Origin of the sequence: Veillonella parvula, from assembly GCF_047241225.1 — a bacterium.
GTDB lineage: Bacteria > Bacillota > Negativicutes > Veillonellales > Veillonellaceae > Veillonella > Veillonella parvula_O.
In genome coordinates, this window is sequence record NZ_JBKTIE010000004.1 from 80,690 (window position 1) to 102,703 (window position 22,014).

Sequence of the window (22,014 nt, forward strand, 5' to 3'; positions counted from 1 at the left end):
TCATTACAAGAAAAAAGACGACCAAAGTCGTCTTTTTAAAGATCATATTATTGATTGCCGCCTAGTTTTGACAATTGTTCAACAGCACCACTATTAGCGATAACTTCAGCACCTTGACCTACAGATGTAGACAATGGAACGCCTGTTAATTGTTCAAGAGCCGCAATGCTAATATTGTAATTGTAAAGAGCTTCTACATAGTTATTACGAGCTGTTGTCAACTTAGTTTCTGCATCAAGTACATCAAGGTTCGTACCAACACCTGCACGGTAACGAAGCGTAGCAATACGGAAACTTTCTTGACCTTGTGCGACTGCAGTTTGTGTACTTTGAATTGTTTGTTCAGCAGCTCGTAAATTCAAGTATGCTTTTTGTACAGCTAACAATACAGCATCAACAGTTGCCAAGTTAGCTTCTTTTGCTTGTTCAAGTTGTGCATTTGCTTTTTTAATAGCATTTTGTGTTGCACCACCATCCCATAAGTTCCAAGTAGCACTAGCGCCAACACTCCAGGACTTTGTGCTTGTACCAAAGTAACCATCTGGATCACCATAGCCACGACCAGCTTTTACAGCAACCGTAGGCAAATAACCGGCCTTAGCAGATTTTACAGCTTCTTCTGCAGATTTTACATCAAGAGCTGATTTAACAAGAGCGGAACGATGAAGCATAGCATATGCTTTCGCTTGCTCCAAGGTTACATTATATGGTTTATATTGTAAATCACGCTCTGCTGTAGTAATAGCTGTTTGTGCAGGGTATGCAATAACTTGATTTAAGTTCGCCTCTGCTAAATTTGCAGCATTTTGCGCTTTTACAAGAGATGTTTGAGAATCATCAAGATTTGTTTTAGCTGCCAATACGTCGGAGCTCGCCACTAAACCAACATTATACTGTGCCTCTACATTGGTTACATGACCTTGATAATCTTTAACAGCTTGTTGTGCTACATCTACCATATTGCGGCTCATAATCAATGTATAATAACCGTTAAGAGCATCATATTTTGCTTGTTGTAAAGCCTCTTCATAGCTAGCACCAGTACCTTCACGAGTATAACGTGCAGAATCAATGCTCGCATCAAGTTGTGGATTGAATACAGGCGCACTAATGGAGAAGTTATGACTTCCAGATTTGCCACTACCTGTGTCACCGCCCGTTTTTTGAGCACTCCAACCATAACTAACACTTGGATTCTTACCAGCTGCTACTTGGCTTACTGCAGATTTAGCAGCTTCATAACCCCATTTAGTTTGCTTAGCTGTACGATTATTAGCTAATGCTAAATCAACCGTACGGGCTTCGTTTAAAGCTAATGTACGTTCATAGGTTTTACTGTCTAAAACAGATTTTTCTGCTAATTGCTTTTGTGTTAATTGAATAGCTTCTTTTTGATATTTGCTTAATTGGTCTCCGTTGTTAACGGATGTAGTTACTACATCAGCCGCGAATGCACCAGTAGTAACTAAAGAAAGCATTACACCTAAGGAAAGAACCTTTTTATTCATAATATGTACCTCCATACTCATATAGAGTAAATGTGTTAGTCATTAGAATACTTGTTTAATACCGAAATAGGTACCTCCATTCGTAGAACTGAACGGTCTGGTCATTTGAATAACGCCATAGGTATCTTTATGCAAACGTATATCACTACGAATACGATATTTACGATGATTAAGGTCATATAGCGCGGCTGATAAGGACACAGGACCACGGAGGTTATAATCCACCCCGAGACCCAATTCACTTTCAAAAATACCACCACGCACCAACCATTTAGAACTAATAAATCGACCTGCATTCAGATCAAAAGTAGTATCATCACCTATATTAGAAAGGCCAATTTCAGCCATTCCTTTATTGTTAAAGGCACGTACTCTACCATTGACACGGAATTCATTATCCGTTGTGTTATACAACAAATCTACAGATGGTTCAATCTTGGTAAATGACTTTTTTTCAGTCATACCAACCTCTACACTATTTCCATTTACATCCGTTTGGTACGCCTTTCCGCCCATCAGTTTATTGATGCGAGCTGAAATCTGTGCCGTATTATGTAAAGTCTCTTTAATATTTTCTTGTGCCTTAGGATCTGTTACAGTCGATTCCATGGTACGAGCCATATTATCTACACGATCAGTAGTTTGTTTTAAATTAGTTAAAATAGCACGCATATCATTACCTGCATTACCATCAGCATTAAATTGCTGTGCTGCTTGATTTAGTTGAGCCGTTACATCCGCCATATTTTGTGTAATAGCTACCGCATTATCAGCCATCACCGCTGTAGATTGCAAGGAATATTTAAGTGCACTTTGAGTTGCAGGATCACCAATAATACTATTGATAGACTGTAGCATCTTCTCAGTGCCATCCATTAACTTTTGCGCACTCTGCATGGCCTTATCCACAGCATCAACGCCTTCACCTTTAACGGAGTCACCATCCTGTAAATATACTTTAGACTGTCCTGGTGAAATTTGAATAAATTTATCACCTAAAAAACCATCTGACCCCAAGGAAAACATCGAGTCACTTGGAATCTGCGTTTTTTCATCAAGCTTCATCTTAACCACAACGCCACGCGGTGTAATTTCAATATCAGAAACAGTCCCGATGGCCACGCCGGAAAATTTAACCTGATTCCCATTTTTTAGGCCATTTACTTGAGTGAAATCACCTGTAATTGTCATTTGCGGTTTAGCCCAAATATCGATACGGCCTACAAATAGTATGCCTGCAATAAATAGAACTATACCTATTATTGTAAAAGCCCCTACCTTGGCCTCCGTCGTCCACTTCATTATATATCTCCCATCGCAGATTCGTTAATCGGCTCTGCTTCACCATGAATAAATTGTTGTACCTTCTTATTTGTAGAATTCTTAAATTCTATTGTATCAGAAATTTCTACAAAATGCCCCTGATCGAGTAAAGCTATGCGGTCAGCAACATAAAATGCTGACTGCATATCATGTGTTACCACGATAGAAGTACAACCGAGCCGATTCTGCATCCCCTTAATTAGCATACTAATCGTACCTGATGTAATAGGATCTAACCCTGATGAAGGTTCATCATAAAGAATTAAACTCGGATCTAGTGCTATAGCACGAGCTAAGCTAACCCGCTTTTTCATACCACCAGATAACTCATTAGGCATATATGACTCATATCCCTTTAAACCAACCCAATCAAGTCTTTCTGCCACAATGCGTTTGATTTCGTCATCCTTTAACTTCGTATGTTGACGCAAACCAAAAGCTACGTTCTCACCTACCGACATAGAATCAAACAAAGCTGAATATTGGAATACCATCCCCATTTTTCTTCGTACTGTATTAAATTCATCTTCAGATAATGTAGTTATATCTGTGCCATCTACGATAATCTGCCCTGATGTAGGACGTTGTAAACCTATTAATAAGCGAAGCAGTGTACTTTTACCACTACCACTGCCGCCTAATATAACTAACGTCTCCCCATCATTAATAGTGAGATTAACAGAGTCTAAAATCACACGTGACTCATAGGCAACTACAACATTGCGTAGTTCAATCATAAATCCCTCTAAAAATATCTACTAAAATAACAATGTAGATAAAAAATAATTTAATACAAATACTAGAATAATACTAGTTACTACAGAACTAGTAGTGGAAAAGCCCACAGCTTCTGCGCCCATTTTAGTTTCCATGCCCTTATAAGCACCTACCAATGCAATGACAGCACCAAACACACTAGACTTTATAAGACCTAAAGTGAAGTCTGAAATGGTAGAAAACATTTGAATAGAGTCTAAATATGTACTAGGCGCCAAACCCTTGATAACAGTGGCTACAAAGTAACCACCGGCAATACCGATAACAACACCATAAAATGCCAAAATTGGCACCATAATCATACACGCTACTACACGTGGTACCACGAGGTAACCAACAGGGTCAACAGCCATAACACGTAGGGCATCAATTTGTTCTGTTACCTTCATTGTACCAATTTCAGCCGTGATGGCGGCGCCAACACGGCCGGCTAATACTACACCAACTAAGATAGGGCCCAATTCACGGCCCATAGCTACAGCCATAAGGCCACCTACTGTACTTTGAGCACCATAGGTAATGAGTACATCTGTAATCTGTAAAGTCATAACCGCACCAGCAAAGAGCAAAGTTAAGCTAATAATAGGCAAAGAGTCTACCCCTAGGTGAGCCATCTGCTGAAATACATGCCACAGATTAATCATTTTTAATTGTTTTATTGTTTGCCACACTAATAATGTAGCACTACCCATCTGTGATAGGCCGTTTATGACGACTCGACCTATCGATTCTAGCCAACTCAACAGTGTCTCCCTTTCCCTTACAGTTTCAACTTATTCAGGTGTATTTGTTTCACCAGCATTAGCCTCATCTTTTTTATTAGTTTCTTTCGACTCTTTTTTAGGGTCCTTTTTAGACTCAGCTTTATCCGTTTTATCTTTTTTAGATTGATCTTCCAATTCTAACTTGCGTTCCATCTTAATCTGATGTTTCGCTTCTTTGACGCGTTTTGCTAATTCTTTATCACGATCAGCGGGCTTCATTACATGAATCGTAAATTGACCATCACCTTGCACGATGTACTCAGTATCAACGGCAGTCTTTTCAGGTTTCTTTTCATCATCCTTACTAGAACTCAAATCTTCTTGACCTGTTTTTTTCTTTACATCCCCTGGCATAGGTTTTGATTCCACATCTTTAAGTTTAGCCTTTTTAACAGATTGAGAGCCATCTTCATCAACTAAGCTAATACCATCTTCCAAAAATTCTACAACGATTTGATTATTTGTATCAGTCTTTTGAATCTCATCATAAAGCTCATCGAAATCTTTATGAACTTTCAAACGGCGTAAAATTTCGTCTGTTAAATTATACTTTTGTTTTTCCAATACGTATGGCAATGGAATCTCGCCACCGCCACGTACCTCTAAAGTATATTTACCAATAGCTTGATCTTCTGGGACCTTAAAGAAGATTTGTTTAATAACCTTTTCGCCGCGGAACGGTTCTAATGTTACATCTACTACAATAGTATCCCCAGGAGAAACTACAGTAGACGAAGCAGAAGCATCTATAAGCTTGGCTGTTTTCTTATCTTGCGTTACGTTTGTTTCAACCGAAATATCCGAAATTTCATAGTTGATGAATCGATTGTTCATAAGCACATCGATAACATTATAAAATTCATCAACTGCTTTTTCACTAATGGAATCAGAGCTGTAGAACATATTTGTCCGCGTTAATGGCTTATGTTCTTTCCCTTTTGGCGTAATAGTATAAGAAATTGTAGCCGTACCAGAACCACTGCGATCCAATGTTTTATTCAACATATTGTATAAGGCTGTAGCTGCTAAAGTTGGTGTCATTTCACCATCTTCAATAACCTTGACGGAACTAGTTCTATCACGGCCCATATCAATATCCTTTAAATGGAATCGCAATGGAATACCTGGCGAAATCACGCCTGATACACCTGCAATACCGGCACCTCTATCTTCAGTAACAGAACCAATCTCTTTACCCATAGAGCCAAGCTTAAAGGCAGCATTATAGCTTTTTACAACGGTAAAGATACTTGCATTGTGCATAAAATAGTTAGAAGAACCATGTTTTAAGAATGGATGACCAAAGGCAACAACCTTTTCACCATCTACATGAGTAACAGTACCAATAGCGCCCAATTTAAGGTCACCATCAACTAGCAAAGCCGCTACCGAGCCACCAGCTTCTAAAGGTTTTGCAATTTCATCACCACTAGCACTTGCGGTGTCATATGTTTCATATTTATATTGTGGTAACTTCGATTTAAAGTATTCCATTGATGCCGCATCGAAGCCATACGCCATAAGTGGAGTGCCTAAAGGAATCAATTGTGTATCATCCCAAGGTTTAGATAAGTTTTTCTCATATGGTATATTCCATAGTTTGACCATATCCTCAATAGGAGTAATCATACCTATCGTACCATCCGCAAACCCCCAGCCATAAGCAACAGCCCCAACAAGTTTACCATTTATATATACAGGGCTACCACTCATACCATGCGCAATGCCACCAGTTTGATCCATAACGGGTCCGGAAAACTTGGCTAAAATAAGATGACCAGATGGTCCCTTATCCTTCATGACACCCAATACCTTTACATCAAAGGTGGAAATAGTATCCCCTACGATTACAGTTTTTGCAATACCTTCCATACCTGTTGTTACATCATTGACAGGCATAAAATCAATAGCCTGTACAGTTGTAAGTGAAGTACAGAAGAAAAGCGCCAGTATCGCTTTTCTATACCGACGCCAAGAATGAGAAAACTTCATTCCTTCTCTCCTTTATTTACTTTCTACAGTGACAACGATTTGATCACGAGAAACGTCTGAACCCACTGTAACATTAACCGCCGTTACAGTACCAGTTACAGTAGATTTAGCAGCAGCCATAGGACCAGCCAATGTCTCTACAGTCACCAATGTTTGGCCTTCTGTTACAGAAGTACCAACAGAAACTGTAGAAGCAACTTTACCTGTTAATACACTTTGGTATGATACAGGGGCCGCCATTACAGAGCTAACACTTAAAATGCCTAATGCAGCTAAAGCTAACACTACTCTTTTCATAACGATCCCTCCTTTTACAAAATTAGTTATGTATTTATAGTATACTAAATTATTAGTAATATTTCAAACAAAATTGTATGCAACGAATCTATTTTATAATTACTATATCCTCATAACTCATAGGTGCAGAAGATTTGTGTACATAATCATCATTGATAACTATATCAATGCTACCTTGATTTGATAATTCAGCGCCATCAACAACACCTAATTTAGACAATAACTGAGCTCCTTCTTTTTGAGTCACACCTACAGATTGAAGTTCGGATTTATCAACTGTTAGCACAACTAAATCATGTTCCTTTGTGGTTCCAATGAAACTACGACCTTTGTTATTAGATTCATCAGCTCCTACATAGCGACCGCCTTTCATCACCATAGTGCCCACTTCTAAACTAGCTCCACCGGTAGTACTAACTTGAGCAAGTTCTTCTCTATTTTGAATCGTAATAGGTGTTCCAACTTTTAATTTTCGTAAAGCATTTCCAGATTCGCCATGACCAGACAATACATATTGGTTTTCCCCAATTTTAGAATTTCCCTTTTGTTTACTAATAACCTTGCCATTAGCTACAGTCACTTCATAACCATATTCATTGGTCTTTGTAGAAGGACCATAAGTTGACGTATAAAGGGTCAAGGCATTCTCTTTACGAACCGTATCAACGGAGGTGATTACAAAACTCTCATTCTTTGTTTTAGCTTGAAGCAAAGGTTTTTTCTCTTCTATAAAGTATCCTCTATTAGGCGTATATCGTAACGTACCACGATTAGAAATACGCTCTAAATCAATGGCTCCATCACTCGCCACTGAGTAAGGTCGTTCAAAACTGCCCCCTTTTACCTTTGCTCCAATGATAGCTGTATGAGCTTGAGTAACAGAAGATAATGGTTTACCTTCTGGAACATGCGCCACCACCATAGGTGAATCATTATCTACGGTCAATGCAAAGGCTTGAATTTTCCCTTCAGCTACGGTGTTATTAATTTTGCTATACGTTACAGATTTATTTACATCTTTTGTAGTCTGTTGCGCATAGCCAGAAAATAAATCCACTACTATACGCGAAGGCTTTTCTAATGCAAACTCATGATGTTGTACATCCTTATTCGCTGTTAATGTTACTCGTAAGGCCCCATTAACCGGTTGTAAGCCAATGCCTTTAAGAACTCCCGTTTTTTTATCATTTTGTGATATGGGGCCAGTTAAAGCATTTGTAGTGCCCCCTAAGTTCAATGTAAGAGCATGTGTTTCTTCATTATAGGATTGAGTCCAAGATACAGGCATTTCAGATACATCTAAAACAATTCGGCTTGTACCTTCATGATTAGATACGCGCACCCCTGTTAAATTACCGGCCTCAGCATGAGGAACGGTACTACCCAGTAGACCTAAAACAGCAAAAGTCATATACAGATATCGTTTCATCTTTAATTCCTCTATAGCTACAAACCATAATAATGGCCTTATATCATTACATCAATTTTACGCAATATACTTTTACTATAGTATACAGCATAAAGATGAAAAATTCAAAAAATAAACGAAAAACGAGGTTACAGTCTAAAGATACTCCATACATAAAATAGAATAACTGTAGACCATAACCTCGTCAATTTAAGCTTACATCATCATGGTATATTATTGTAACTATATTATTGTAACTCATCTAATGTATCACGAAGCTGTGACATTTCATCTAATGCCTTTGCAACACCTTTAATCACTGCATATCTTGGAGATTCTACAAGGTATGCCGCGATTCCAATAGAACGTGTAATAACACGGTCTAATCCATCGATGAGCGCGCCACCACCAGTAAGAATTATGCCATGATCGTTGATAGCGGCCACAAGTTCCGGTGGAGTTTTTTCTAGAATAGACTTAACGCCTTCCAAAACATTCATCACTTGTGCTTCTAGAGCACGTTGAATCTCTAAAGAATTCACCGCAACCATCTTTGGTAATCCAGAACTTGAATCTCGTCCTCGTACCTCAATCGTGCGCTCCTTTGCACGGCGATCCACAGTCCCTACAGAAATTTTAATTTTCTCTGCTGTTAGCGGACCAATAACCAAGCGTTTCTTACGACGGATATAGCGAATAATAGATTCGTTAAAAGAATCTCCACCGATGCGAAGTGATTCACTTACAACTACACCCGTATCACAAAGAACGGCAATATCCGTAGTGCCACCACCAACATCGACAACCATCGCCCCTACGTGCTCAGCATCATTGAGACCAGTCCCCATAGCAGCAGCCAATGGTTCTTCAATAAGGACTGTCTTTTTTGCACCAGTTCTGAGTAAAGCTTCCAAAATAGCGCGTTTTTCAACTGGTGTAATGCCCGACGGAACACATACAATAATACGCGTCTTCATCAATCTAGAAGCAGGTACAACGGAGCGAATAAAGTACTTCAACATGAATTCTGTCATATCATAATCTGCAATAACGCCCGCTTGAACTGGACGGATGACGGAAATCCCTTTTGGAGTACGGCCCACCATAGAACGTGCAGCCTCACCTAAAGCAAGAATATCACCAGTTTTATCATCCCGTGCAATATACGCAGGTTCATCTAATACCAAGCCTTTACCCTTCGCAAAAATGAGGATATTTGCAGTCCCTAAATCAATTCCCAAATCGAAGTTTAAGGATCGATTTAAACGACTCATAAAATCCCCAACTTGCTCAGGTCGAACTAAACGTTTTAATGTCATGGCTGGTGTTGTTTTAGCAATCGCTACAGTCTCACGACTACGTCGTTCAGCACGGCGCATTTTTGTAACTTTAATCATGGTCTCACGCATATTGGAGGCCAAATGATTAGCTTGCTTTGCCACGCCATTTGAAAGCTTAGTAGACTTACGTTTTGTCCTTCTCAATGGTTTGCGTGTAGTACTCACTTTCGAATTTTCAACCTTTGCAGCACCTAAGTTCTGTTGCTCGTTGTATAAAGCCGGCCCTTTAGAGCGCCGGCTTCTTTTCTTTTTATTTTGTTTTGGCTGTGTACTCTTATTCGTCAACCCGAACAATATCAGCACCTAACCTTTGCAATTTACCTACAAAATCATCATAACCTCGGTCAATATGATGTAAACGACCGACTTCTGTTCTACCTTCCGCAGTCAATGCAGCACATACAAGCGCCGCTCCAGCACGCAAATCAGTAGCATTTACTATAGCCCCATGTAAGCTTGGCATACCTTCGACAATAGCTTGACGATTGTCAATGTCGATATGCGCTCCCATTTTACGAAGTTCAGCAACATGCATAAATCGGTTTTCAAAAACAGTTTCTGTTACTGTACTAGTGCCTTCCGCAATCGTAGTAAGAGCCATAAATTGAGCTTGCATATCTGTTGGAAATCCAGGGTATGGCAATGTTTTAATGTCCACAGCTTTAATGCCTTTACCACTACTGATAACGCGAATACCGTCGATTTCTTCCTCTACTGTTACACCAGCCTCCTTTAATTTAGCCACTACTGGTTTTAGATGTTCTGGCAATGCGTTTTCCACAAATACATCACCACCTGCCATAGCAGCTGCGATTAAATATGTACCAGCTTCAATGCGGTCAGGAATTACTGTATGAATAGCACCGTTTAATTGAGGTACACCTTCAATACGAATCACATTTGTACCAGCTCCGCGAATATTAGCACCCATAGCATTTAAGAATGTAGCCAAATCAACAATTTCAGGCTCTTCTGCAGCATTTTCGATAACGGTTTTACCTTTCGCCATAGAAGCAGCCATAATTACATTCTCTGTAGCCCCCACACTTGGAAAATCCAAATAAATTTGAGTCCCTTTAAGTCCTTCCGGTGCATGAGCATATACGTAATCTTCAGTAATTTCAATTTTTGCACCTAATGCTTCAAATGCTTTTAAGTGAAGATCAATGGGGCGTGCACCGATAGCACATCCACCAGGCATTGAGATTTTAGCCTCCCCTTTACGAGCCAAAAGTGGACCCATGACAAGGAAGGATGCACGCATTTTACGTACAAGTTCATAAGGAGCTTCCGTAGCAGTCAATGTAGAAGCATCAAAAACAATTTCACCATCTGCATTATTACGAGCGATTTTAACCCCCAAAGACTCGATAACTTGGCAAATCGTGCCTACATCTTCTAAATTTGGAATTTCAAGCAATTTACTAGGCGTTGATGCTAGCAAAGTACCGGCAATAATAGGGAGCACTGCATTTTTAGCACTACTAACACGTACACGTCCTTCCAACCGATTGCCACCTTGAATGATTAACTTTTCCAACAGAATTCCTCCTACACTTTATATCGTTCATCTTGTATAAGCTACAAGACCTTGTATTTATAACGTCATATACTAAATGTTATTATACTATTTTTCGATATATCTCATCAAGAGAATAAGAGAAAATACAAAGAAAAAAAGCCCTGAATATATCTCAAAAATTTATGTCCAATTTTTGAGTATATTTCAGGGCTTTATTCTTATTTTGCTTTTAATGTTTTAAGTTTATGATCCATATGCACGGTATCAAGGAAGCGAACCGTACCAGTTTTAGACCGCATTACAATAGTATGCGTACGCGCACCACCTGGAAAATATTGAATTGGATTTAATAAGTTACCACGTGTAATGGCAGTAGCCGCAAAGATAACATCATCAGTACGAACTAAATCATTTAATGTGAGCACTTGGTTTACATCGGCAATACCCATTTCATGGCAACGACGAATTTCTTCATCCGTTTCTGGTTTTAAGCGAGCTTGCATATCGCCGCCTACACATTTCAAGGCTGCAGCCGCTAGTACACCTTCAGGTGCACCACCAGTACCTACAACCATGTGTACCCCAGAACCTTCGATACAACATTCCATAGCTGGATTAACATCACCATCAGAGATGAGCATAATGCGAGCCCCTACTTCACGAGCTTCTTTCATCAAGCCTTGATGACGCTCACGATCAAGCATAACCAACGTGATTTCATCTACATTACGTTCCATTTTAGTCGCTACATTTTTGATATTTTCGGTCAAAGATTTCGTAATATCGATAGCACCTGCACCGCGAGGACCAACACAAAGTTTCTCCATGTACATATCTGGTGCATGTAACAAGCCACCTTTTTCTGCAATCGCCATAACTGCAATAGCACCATTTTGACCTTTAGCAATCAAGTTTGTCCCTTCAATAGGATCAACTGCGATATCTACTTCTGGTCCGCCAGCGCCTACGTGTTCTCCGATATAAAGCATAGGAGCTTCATCAATTTCGCCTTCTCCGATAACTACCGTACCAGAAATGCGAACAGAATCAAACGCTTGACGCATAGCATCTACAGCAAGACCATCGGCTGCATCCTTTTGCCCACGGCCAAGCAAACGACCGCTACGCAAAGCTGCGGCTTCAACGACACGAGCAAATTCCAAAGATAATGTACGATCCATAATGGGCCTCCTTATAAGTCCTCTATGTATTGATATGACTCTTACCTAGAGTCTCTAACTTATTGATTAGCTTGTTTCCAATCTTCCATAAATTTTGCAAGTCCTGCATCAGTCAACGGATGTTTCATAGCTTGCATGAGTACTTTAAATGGAACAGTTGCAATATGAGCACCTGCTTTAGCACATTGAATAATATGCAACGGAGTTCTCACACTTGCAGCAATAATTTCAGTTTCAATTTCATGAATAGCGAAAATATCTGTAATATCTTGAATCAATGTAAGACCATCCATGCTGATATCATCAATACGACCCACAAATGGACTCACATAACTTGCACCTGCACGAGCAGCTAATAAGGCTTGGTTTGCAGAAAAAATCAAAGTCACATTCGTTTTAATGCCTTCTTTTCTCAAAATAGCAACGGCTTTAAGACCTTCTGGAGTCATAGGAACTTTAATAACCACATTAGAGCCTAATTTCACAAGGTCATGTGCTTCCGCCACCATGCCTTCAGCATCAGAGGAAATAACCTCTGCGCTAACAGGTCCATCAACAAGGTTTGCAATTTCAGAAATAACTTGTTTCAAATCGCGTTTAGCTTTCACGATAAGCGATGGGTTTGTAGTTACGCCATCAATAAAACCAAAATCATAGGCCTCTTTAATCTCATCAAATTCTGCTGTATCAATAAAGAATCTCATAAAATGCCCCCTCTTATTTAGCCGGTGAAATCACTTCAACGCCACCCATGTATGGCACGAGAACTTTTGGAATTACAACGGACCCATCGGCTTGTTGATAGTTTTCCAAGATAGCAGCTACTGTACGCCCTACTGCAAGGCCAGATCCATTTAATGTATGAACAAATTCCGGTTTACCCTTAGGTCCACGACGGAATTTAATATTAGCACGACGAGCTTGGAAATCAGTCATATTAGAGCAAGAGGAAATTTCTCTATACTTGCCTTGTGCAGGCATCCACACCTCTACATCATAGGTTTTAGCAGAACCAAAGCCCATATCACCTGTGCACAGAGTGATAACACGGAACGGTAATTCTAATAAGCGCAATACTTCTTCTGCATTATCTGTTAATGTTTCTAATTCTTTGAAAGAATCTTCTGGTTTAGCTAATTTAACCATTTCAACTTTGTTAAATTGATGTTGTCGAATAAGGCCACGAGTATCACGCCCCGCGGAACCCGCTTCAGCACGGAAACATGCGGTGAATGCAGTATAGTATTTAGGCAATTCCTCTTCGCTCAAAATTTCACCACCGTGATAATTAGTCAATGTAACCTCAGCAGTTGGAATCAAGAAATATTCCGTTCCCTCTACATGGTACATATCTTCAGCAAATTTAGGCAATTGCCCAGTGCCCGTCAAAGTTTCACGTGTTACCATATATGGAGTCATCATTTCAGTATAGCCATGTTTATCTACATGAAGATCCACCATGAAGTTGATAAGAGCGCGTTCCAAACGAGCCCCTAACCCCTTATACACAGTAAAGCGAGCTCCACTCATTTTGCCTGCACGATTGAAATCAAGGATATCGAGGCTTTCACCTAAATCCCAATGAGCCTGTACATCAAAATTAAATTGACGTGGTTCGCCCCATTTGCGTTGCTCCACATTTTCATCTTCATCGGCCCCTACAGGAACAGATGCATCACACATATTTGGCAACATCAATGCCGCATCGCGCAATTTTGTTTCCACTTCGCGAATACGGTTATCAAACTCAGCAATCTCATCGCCTACTTTTTTCATTTCTGCGATTTTTTCATCAGCATTTTCTTTGTTGCGTTTTAATTTGCTAATTTCTTCTGTTACAGAATTGCGAAGCGCTTTTAATTCTTCTACTCGACCGATCAATTGACGACGTTCATCATAAGCGGATACAAAGGTTTTCAGATCGCCTTTTGTATGACGATTATCTAAATTTTGTTGCACTAAATCAATATTTTCACGGACAAATTTTAAATCTAACATACTATAAACCTCATTTTCCAACTATGTTACGCACAATATATTCAATACGTTTAAGTATACCATATATTGGTGTATTTATCATTAAATTATGTGCTATATACTAGACTTCTCACCAATATTTTATATTATTCATCCTCTTCTTCATCTAGCAAATAATCTTTTGCCATCCATTTACGCGTGCCTGTAAAAGAAATGGTCACCCATTTTTCCGTTGGGTTACCGCCGATTTCTTGGTCAATTTCATTGCGAATAGCATCAATTTCAGCAATGGTTTGATATGGAAAACTTTTAGGAACTAAAATATCAATTTCAATGATTCGAGTATTGCCATATACTTGCACGCTCGTCACATAATCTTTAAAATTATACTTTTCCATAAATCGATCCATAATTTCTTGCACTTCATTATGCAATGAAGTTGGTGCCCATCCTAATATTTGTTTCATGGATGGCACAATGATACGAAATGCAGAGGGTATCATCTGTACCGCTAAAATAATTAATACAATAGGGTCAATATAAGTAGCCCATCTAGCATATTCAGTACTTTCTAGCATAGTAGCTACAACGAAACTAATCAAGATAGCCGCTTCTAACAAAGCATCGACATACCAGCTTACATTATCAAATTTAATCAAGTTAGACTGCAAACTTTTATTAATACGACGTACATAAAGATAGTAAGCAGTATCCGCAACAGTAAAGAATATAGCATAGAAAATAGCTGGCCCGAAGTCTACGTGACGTCCACCGCTTAACAAATCCGTAATACCGCTGGATAACGCGTACAGCACGATAAGCAAAATAAAAAAACCTTCCACCGCGAGTACGAGAGGTTCAAATTGCCAATATCCGAACTGAAAGCGCTTACTCGTCTCACGAGCCACTAATTTGGCCGTCATGAGCATCATAATCTTAATAACTACATCGACAAAGGAGAATACACCATCTAATAAGACCGCACTCGACCCGGTCACAATCCCCATTATCGTACCGCTCACAGCCACCAAAGCCATAAGCCCTACGGATTGCATCAGCAGTTTCTGTTCAATGGAGCGCCTTGCCCCTAATATATCCATTGAGCACACTCCTTTCTGACTTATATACATCTTTATTATACACTAATCATCGAAGTGTATAAAATGTATTACAAAAAGTCCACCGTATACCTTATGCACGGTGGACCTTCAATAATCACTAACATATGAACTTTTATTCTATTATATGATAGCTACATAGCCATCGGAGGCTCATCTAACAATTTACCGGCTACATATCTCCCAACAATATGGCGATCATCACCTATATATAGCCACCGTTCCAGACGTTCCTCTATACTCCGTTCATTCGGATCAAACAATTCATGATCATCGATAACAAGAGCATCAAATTCATAGCCGGTTTCAAAGCTACCTACGTCACCAAAGAATTGTCCGCCTCCCTTAGTCGCCATATAGAAAGCTTCCGGTAATGTAAGCGATGCATAGCTGGCATCCACCTCGGCCCACTTCATCTTTGACAAACCCACGGCTTCGGTCAAAACCTTAGCCATACTGATGTCATGGCCTCCTGAAATGTCTGATCCCAGTGCAATGGAAATACCATGATTCAATAATTTTCGTATAGGTGCAATGCCGCTGGACAAATTCACGTTAGAATACGGACAGTGTGCCACCATCGTCTTCGTTTCATGCATCCGCTCCATTTCTTCATCGCTCAGATGAATACAATGAGCCATGACCGTCGGCACTGTACCCATCAGACGATGTTCACAGTATACATCCGTATAACTGGAGGAATCCGGATGAAGTGAATGAACCCATTCAATCTCACCATGATTTTCAGATAAATGCGATTGAATTGGCACATTATACTCCACCGCTAAATCTCCGAGACCACTCATCAGGCGGCTCGTACAGGATGGCACAAAGCGAGGGGTTACAATAGGTCGTACGAGCGGTCCAAACTGTCGAGCCTCTTCAAGCCATACTCTCGTATCATGTAAGGACTGGTCCGTATCCTCAATCAGATAATCGGGACTGTTCCGATCCATATTAACCTTGCCTACAAAAGCGGATAGGCCGGCTTCTGAAAGCAACCTCATCAATAGCAATGTGCTTTCTTTATGAATAGTGCCAAATAAAATACTGCGCGTTGTACCGTAACGCCATAATTCGTTAACAAAAGCGCTATATACCGTCTTTGCGTAGTCTAAATCCGAAAACTTCGCCTCCTCCGGAAATGTATACGTTTCAAGCCAAGGCAGCAATTCTTTATCCATGCCAAGGCCTCGATTGCAAAATTGAGGCGCATGAGCATGGGTATCGACAAATCCGGGAATAATTAAATTATCCCCGTAGTCCTCAACCGGATACGACTCAAATTCGGAGGGAATACTTTCACCACAATATGCGATACGACCGTCACGCACAATCATATAGCCGTTTGGAATCACTGCAAACTCCGCTGGTCGTGATGTATAAATAATATTACCTTTTACTATATAAACGGAATTCATCGAATAATCTCCTCTTTTCAACAATACCGCTTAACCGTAATATACGTACGTCAACTACAATGAACTATAATTGCTCGATGCTACTCTCTCAACAATAAAAACACATATAACAATCCCGACTCTCACAGCTTATATAGCAAAATGTATGATGAAAGCAATGGTCATTACATACATAACAGGATGGATTTCCTTACGACGTCCTGTAATAAGTTTCACCAATGTATAAGAGATAAAACCGAAGGATAAACCTTGCGCAATACTGAAGGTAAGCGGCATAAGAAGAATCGTTAAAAATGCAGGCAACGCTTCCGTAAAATCACCGAAGTCGATATGCGTCACTTCACTCATCATAAATACACCTACGATAACGAGTACCGGAGCTGTTGCTTGAGCAGGTACCAATAAGAATAATGGCGCAAAAAACAGAGCGATTAAATATAATATACCCGTTACGCATGCCGTAAGACCCGTACGTCCACCATCGGCAACAGCGGCCGCACTTTCAATATAGGAAGTTACCGTAGACGTACCGATGATTGCACCGGCCGCGGCACCTATAGATGTACATAGTAATGCATGATTTAACCGTTTAAATTTACCGTCCGCATCAACGAGATTCGCTTTTCGCGTGACACCGATAAGCGTACCGATGTTATCAAACATATCTACAATTGTAATAGAGAAAATAATAGACAAAAATCCATATTTAATAGCACTCATCACATCCAATTGAGCAAATGTATCCACAGGAAATGGCGGCACCAAGTTGAAAATATCCGCACTAGTTTCAGGGACCTTTGTATAACCGAAAATCATGGCCGCAACAGTCGTGATAATCATACCCAACAACAAACCGCCCCTCACCTGCTTGGCTAAGAGCACACTGGTGATGAGCAAACCGGCCAATGTCAACAATACCGCAGGATCCTGCATATTGCCAAGTGTTACGAATGTGGCCTTATCCGCTACGATAATATGAGCATTTTTAAATCCGATAAAAGCAATAAAGAGACCTATACCGACACCAATAGATGTTTTAAGTACCTTGGGAATACCGTCGATGATAAGATTCAAAATACGCGTTATTGTCAAAACAATAAAGACAGCACCGGAAATAAATACGGCACCTAGTGCGGTCTGCCAGGTCAGTCCCATCGATCCGCATATGGTATAGGCGAAGAATGCGCTAAGTCCTAGTCCCGGAGCGACGATAACCGGAACGTTCGCTACTAAACCGATTAAAATTGTCGTAAATGCGGTCGTCAAAATAACTGCCGCAACCGTACTTTCATGAGGCATACCGGATGCAACCAGCAAATTCGGTATAACCGCTAAAATATATACGGAAGCGATGAACATAGTTATGCCCGCAAAAATCTCGGTACGCACATTCGTACCATGCTGAGACAGCTTGAAAAATTTATCAAGCCAGCACCGGTCCTGTCCGTGTCTCACACTCTCATTCGACATCGAATTCATCTTACTTACCTCCTAACTTAAAGAGAAGAAAATAAATAAAAACGACTACAAGAGCATCACAAAATAGCTCTTGTAGTCGTGAATATCGGTTCCCGCTAGAAAGCCTTGACCCATCATGTCAAGGGTATACAAGGTATAGTCTTACTATGAAATTATATATATCAATTGTATAAAATATGTACCGAACAAATATGTCTTAGTTTAAGTATAAAATTATTTTTATATACTGTCAATAATAAATAATAAATAATAAATAAACATCCTAACAATGCGCCTCCCTCAGGAGGCGCATCGTATAAAGACTATTTCCCGAGATTTCGTTCCAAATCAAATCGGTCCGATACAAAGCCGTACAAGGTCCAGCCCGCAAAGGTTACAATGGCACCATATGTCATTGCTTCAAGACCGGATGCATATAGCGCATATAAGCTATAAATGGAGCCAATGAAAGCGATAAAGGTTGTCCCCTTCAATTCGCCGCCACTGCGGCCCGTAGCTTTCATCAACACGATGATAGCCCCCATCGACAAGAGGTATGGAATGATATTCGTTACAACCGCTAAATTAACGAGCGTTTCAAACTGTTCACTCAAAGATGGACTGATTGTCATCAAGCTGAGGAAGGATTGAATGATTGTAATCGTTACCATACCAACTACAGGTGCATCTTTAGATGTAATCTTGCTGAATAATTTAGGGAAATATCCTTCGTCCGCAGCACCTTTAAATACATTGGCAATGGTAAACTGCCATCCGAGTAAAGATCCGAAACACGACATAACCATAAGACCCATAACGATTTTACCGGCTACACCGTTAAACATGGATGCAAAGGCCAAACCAAACGGTGCATTACTGTTAACGAGTTCATTTGCAGGAACAATACCAAAGATCATATTGGTGGATACGATATAAATAACTGCAACCCCTAATGTACCACCGAGAACTGCTTTCGGTACATTCTTTTCAGGATTATCTACGGCATCCGCATTTGCACAGGCGGACTCAAGGCCAAGAAATGCCCATAAAGTCATAGCGATGGAATTAGTTGCCGCTTCGCCGAACGGCATATTATTAACATTCCAGTTCGCCACATACATATCTGTTGAGAAATAAGCCCAACCGACTGTACTGATTACGATAACCGGTGCAATAACACCCCATACCGTAAAGCTGGATACACGTCCCGTGATGCTGGCACCACCGAAATTCAACGTCGTCGCCAACCACAATGTGACAATCGTATAAATACCGGTCAACAACGGAGTCAACGTAACATCTGCAAAGGTCGCCGCATAGCCTACGGCTGAAATAGCGATAGCAATATTGGCGATTAAAAGAGACACGCCATACGTATAATTCGCCATGAAGTTCCCCGCCTTGCCAAAGGAATATTCGGCATAACCGCCCATACCGCCGCCTTTACGACTGTACATACCGCACTTTGCAAAAGCATAGGCCAAACACATGGAACCTACAGCTGTAATCAGCCATGATACGATTGACAATGATCCTACCTGCGCCAATTTTGTAGGCAGCATGATAATACCTGAGCCCATCATATTTACAGCGGTCAAAATTGTAAGCTGCAATACGGACATCTTATTTTTGCCTGTACTCATAGTTACCTCCTTTTATCTTGTGTATTGTACCGCCGGAAAACCTCCGACGGTACACAGAGGAATTATTTTTCAAATTCTTTTTTCAACACATAACCGAATGCTTTCTTCGTTCCATCCGGCTGTTCCGTAATGTATACGCCTTGAATTTCCGGAGCAAATCCAGGTAATTTGTTGATGCCTTCTTCCAACGCCAAGAAGTAATCACAAGCAGTTTTTGACCAACATTCGCCCGGTTGTACGCACAATACCCCTGGAGGATAAGGAAGCGCACCTTCAAGAGCGATGCGCCCTTCCGCTTCGCTCAACGGTACAAGTTCACCTTTGCCGCGCTGGAATTCAAAATTAGCTTCCTGAGGATTCATAACATATTCCGGGAAGTAATCATATAAGAACAATCGTTGTTGCAAGATACTTACATTCCGGTCTTTATAGAAGTCATGCATTTCCTGACATAGCTGACGAATGTGATATCCCTTGTATTTATCCAAGTGGCTGTAATAAATGGACGGCAATACATCTTGCATAGGTGCATCAGCTTCAATCAATTGTTCAAATCGGACAAGTTGCGCCACTAAATCATCCATCTTCGTCTTTGTTTCCGCCGGTGTCATCAAGAACAGAATGGTATTCAAGTCACATTTTTCAGGAATGATTCCGTTTTCACGCAAGTAGTTTGCAAGAATATTGGCATGAATACCGAAATCTTCGTATTCACCCGTTTCCACATTAATACCCGGTGTAATCAATTGAAATTTACAAGGATCTATGAAATATTGACCTTTGCCATAGCCTTTAAAGGAATGCCATTTCGCATCCGGTTCAAATGCGAAGTAATCCACATCCTGTGCCATTTTCTTTGTGTCGCCGTCTTCCCACTTTTTACCATGTACAACCGGTGGTACTAACGGACGTAGATATTTACAGTGTTTCAATACGGCTTTACGAGCTTCGATAACCGTTTCCACACATTCAATCCATAATTTTTTACCCGCTTCGCCTTCATGCATTTTTGCATTTACGTCAAGGGCTGCAAACAACGGATAGAACGGTGATGTAGAGGCATGCATCATAAACGCATTATTCAAACGTTTATGATTTACATAGCGGTCTTGCCCCTTAATATGCTTATCCTTCTTATGAATCTGAGATGTCTGTGAGAAGCCCGCCTGCTGCTTATGAACGGATTGAGATACCAGGATACCAGGATCATCAGGACCAAGTTCCAAAAGCAACGGACTGCAGTCTTTCATCATAGGGATAAACTGTTCATAGCCGACCCAAGCGGAATCAAAGAAGATATAATCACAGAGATGTCCGATTTTATCGACTACCTGACGCGCATTATAAATGGTCCCGTCATACGTTCCCAATTGAATAACCGCCAACCGGATAGGCCGCTTTGCCTTTGCTTTCTTAGGATCTTTTTCAGCAATCAGCTTGCGAATATATTTTTCATCAAAGCAATGTTCTAAGATACCGCCGATGGACCCGAACGGATTACGTGCCGTTTCAAGATATACAGGTGTTGCGCCGGACATGACGAGCGACCCGTGACAAATCGATTTATGATTATTGCGATCGTATAAAACAATGTCCCCAGGAGTAAGTAATGCATTTAACACGACCTTATTAGAAGATGATGTTCCGTTCAATACAAAATATGTTTTGTCCGCATTATACACCTGTGCAGCATGTTGCTGAGCCTCAACTGCGGAACCTTCATGAATCAGAAGATCACCTAACTTAACGTCCGCATTACAAAGATCGGCGCGGAATACATTTTCTCCGAAGAAATCATAGAAAGCACGTCCTGCAGGATGCTTGCAGAAGAATTGCCCCCCTTGATGCCCCGGGCAGTCAAATTGAGAATTACCGTCCTCTACGTAATTTGCCAAGGCCTGGAAGAATGGCGGTAACATAGATGCTTCATATTTTGCAGCAGCCGCTTCAATCTGTCGTTTATATAAATCAAAATTTGTAGTTGATCCGTCGATAACACGTTCCACCTTACCGATAAAAGGAGAAATATCTACAGACTTATCAAACACAACCAAGAAAACCGGTATACCAAAGGATTGTACCAACTCATTTTCAAGTACATCTGTATCGGACTCGCTAATGACGATGGCCCCCACATCGGTAAAATCAGTTTGACTAAGCTCCACATTTGTACGCCCTTCCATAGAACCGAAGTAGAATTGCGCCTTATGAGAGAAAGCAATTTTTAAATGTTTCATGATGTGTTTCCTCCTAAATTATGTTAACAACGATAATTTAAAGAATAT

The 22,014-nt window shown here is 40.4% G+C and carries 17 protein-coding genes and 1 riboswitch; all 17 genes read right to left on the reverse strand.

Annotated elements, in window-relative coordinates; all coding sequences use genetic code 11:
- Positions 1-47 precede the first annotated feature (47 nt).
- Positions 48-1,508, reverse strand: coding sequence for a TolC family protein (locus ACLRYO_RS08515; RefSeq protein WP_012864060.1), 1,461 nt, complete (start codon positions 1,506-1,508; stop codon positions 48-50).
- Positions 1,509-1,550: 42 nt separating this feature from the next.
- Positions 1,551-2,810, reverse strand: a complete 1,260-nt coding sequence (locus ACLRYO_RS08520; protein ID WP_174892351.1) for an MlaD family protein — start codon at positions 2,808-2,810, stop codon at positions 1,551-1,553.
- On the reverse strand, positions 2,810-3,568 hold the full coding sequence (locus ACLRYO_RS08525) for an ABC transporter ATP-binding protein (protein WP_004695454.1): 759 nt from the start codon (positions 3,566-3,568) through the stop codon (positions 2,810-2,812). The genes ACLRYO_RS08520 and ACLRYO_RS08525 overlap by 1 nt, the downstream gene beginning before the upstream one ends.
- Positions 3,569-3,589: 21 nt before the next feature.
- The gene (locus ACLRYO_RS08530; protein ID WP_004695453.1) at positions 3,590-4,351 is read right to left on the reverse strand and encodes an MlaE family ABC transporter permease; all 762 of its coding nucleotides are present in this window, start codon (positions 4,349-4,351) and stop codon (positions 3,590-3,592) included.
- A gap of 30 nt (positions 4,352-4,381) precedes the next feature.
- Positions 4,382-6,364, reverse strand: a complete 1,983-nt coding sequence (locus tag ACLRYO_RS08535) for a SpoIVB peptidase S55 domain-containing protein (protein ID WP_156696966.1) — start codon at positions 6,362-6,364, stop codon at positions 4,382-4,384.
- Positions 6,365-6,376: 12 nt separating this feature from the next.
- A complete protein-coding gene (locus ACLRYO_RS08540; RefSeq protein WP_004695449.1) occupies positions 6,377-6,661 on the reverse strand; it encodes a biotin/lipoyl-containing protein in 285 nt (94 codons plus the stop codon).
- A gap of 88 nt (positions 6,662-6,749) precedes the next feature.
- Positions 6,750-8,090, reverse strand: a complete 1,341-nt coding sequence (locus ACLRYO_RS08545) for a phosphodiester glycosidase family protein (protein ID WP_156696965.1) — start codon at positions 8,088-8,090, stop codon at positions 6,750-6,752.
- A gap of 227 nt (positions 8,091-8,317) precedes the next feature.
- Positions 8,318-9,703: a rod shape-determining protein gene (locus ACLRYO_RS08550; RefSeq protein WP_156696964.1), complete on the reverse strand. Its 1,386-nt coding sequence runs from the start codon at positions 9,701-9,703 to the stop codon at positions 8,318-8,320.
- Entirely contained in the window at positions 9,684-10,949 is a 1,266-nt protein-coding gene (murA, locus tag ACLRYO_RS08555) for a UDP-N-acetylglucosamine 1-carboxyvinyltransferase (protein ID WP_156696963.1), read from the reverse strand. The genes ACLRYO_RS08550 and murA overlap by 20 nt, the downstream gene beginning before the upstream one ends.
- A gap of 200 nt (positions 10,950-11,149) precedes the next feature.
- On the reverse strand, positions 11,150-12,112 hold the full coding sequence (gene glpX, locus ACLRYO_RS08560; RefSeq protein ID WP_024060969.1) for a class II fructose-bisphosphatase: 963 nt from the start codon (positions 12,110-12,112) through the stop codon (positions 11,150-11,152).
- A 59-nt stretch (positions 12,113-12,171) separates the two neighbouring features.
- Positions 12,172-12,816 (reverse strand): fructose-6-phosphate aldolase, encoded by a 645-nt coding sequence (gene fsa / locus ACLRYO_RS08565; RefSeq protein ID WP_413084814.1) that lies wholly within the window; start codon positions 12,814-12,816, stop codon positions 12,172-12,174.
- 13 nt (positions 12,817-12,829) lie between these two features.
- Positions 12,830-14,110, reverse strand: a complete 1,281-nt coding sequence (gene serS, locus ACLRYO_RS08570) for a serine--tRNA ligase (protein ID WP_004695438.1) — start codon at positions 14,108-14,110, stop codon at positions 12,830-12,832.
- Positions 14,111-14,235: 125 nt separating this feature from the next.
- Positions 14,236-15,189 carry a cation diffusion facilitator family transporter gene (locus ACLRYO_RS08575; RefSeq protein WP_278618561.1) on the reverse strand — a complete coding sequence of 318 codons (954 nt, stop codon included), beginning with the start codon at positions 15,187-15,189 and terminating at the stop codon, positions 14,236-14,238.
- A 152-nt stretch (positions 15,190-15,341) separates the two neighbouring features.
- Entirely contained in the window at positions 15,342-16,628 is a 1,287-nt protein-coding gene (gene guaD / locus ACLRYO_RS08580) for a guanine deaminase (RefSeq protein ID WP_021147867.1), read from the reverse strand.
- Between the two features lie 129 nt (positions 16,629-16,757).
- Positions 16,758-18,107: an NCS2 family permease gene (locus tag ACLRYO_RS08585; RefSeq protein WP_024060965.1), complete on the reverse strand. Its 1,350-nt coding sequence runs from the start codon at positions 18,105-18,107 to the stop codon at positions 16,758-16,760.
- A gap of 53 nt (positions 18,108-18,160) precedes the next feature.
- A riboswitch (purine riboswitch) is annotated at positions 18,161-18,259 on the reverse strand.
- Between the two features lie 150 nt (positions 18,260-18,409).
- A complete protein-coding gene (gene potE / locus ACLRYO_RS08590; protein WP_021147865.1) occupies positions 18,410-19,729 on the reverse strand; it encodes a putrescine-ornithine antiporter in 1,320 nt (439 codons plus the stop codon).
- A gap of 62 nt (positions 19,730-19,791) precedes the next feature.
- Positions 19,792-21,966: an ornithine decarboxylase gene (locus tag ACLRYO_RS08595; RefSeq protein WP_021147864.1), complete on the reverse strand. Its 2,175-nt coding sequence runs from the start codon at positions 21,964-21,966 to the stop codon at positions 19,792-19,794.
- Between the last annotated feature and the right edge of the window lie 48 nt (positions 21,967-22,014).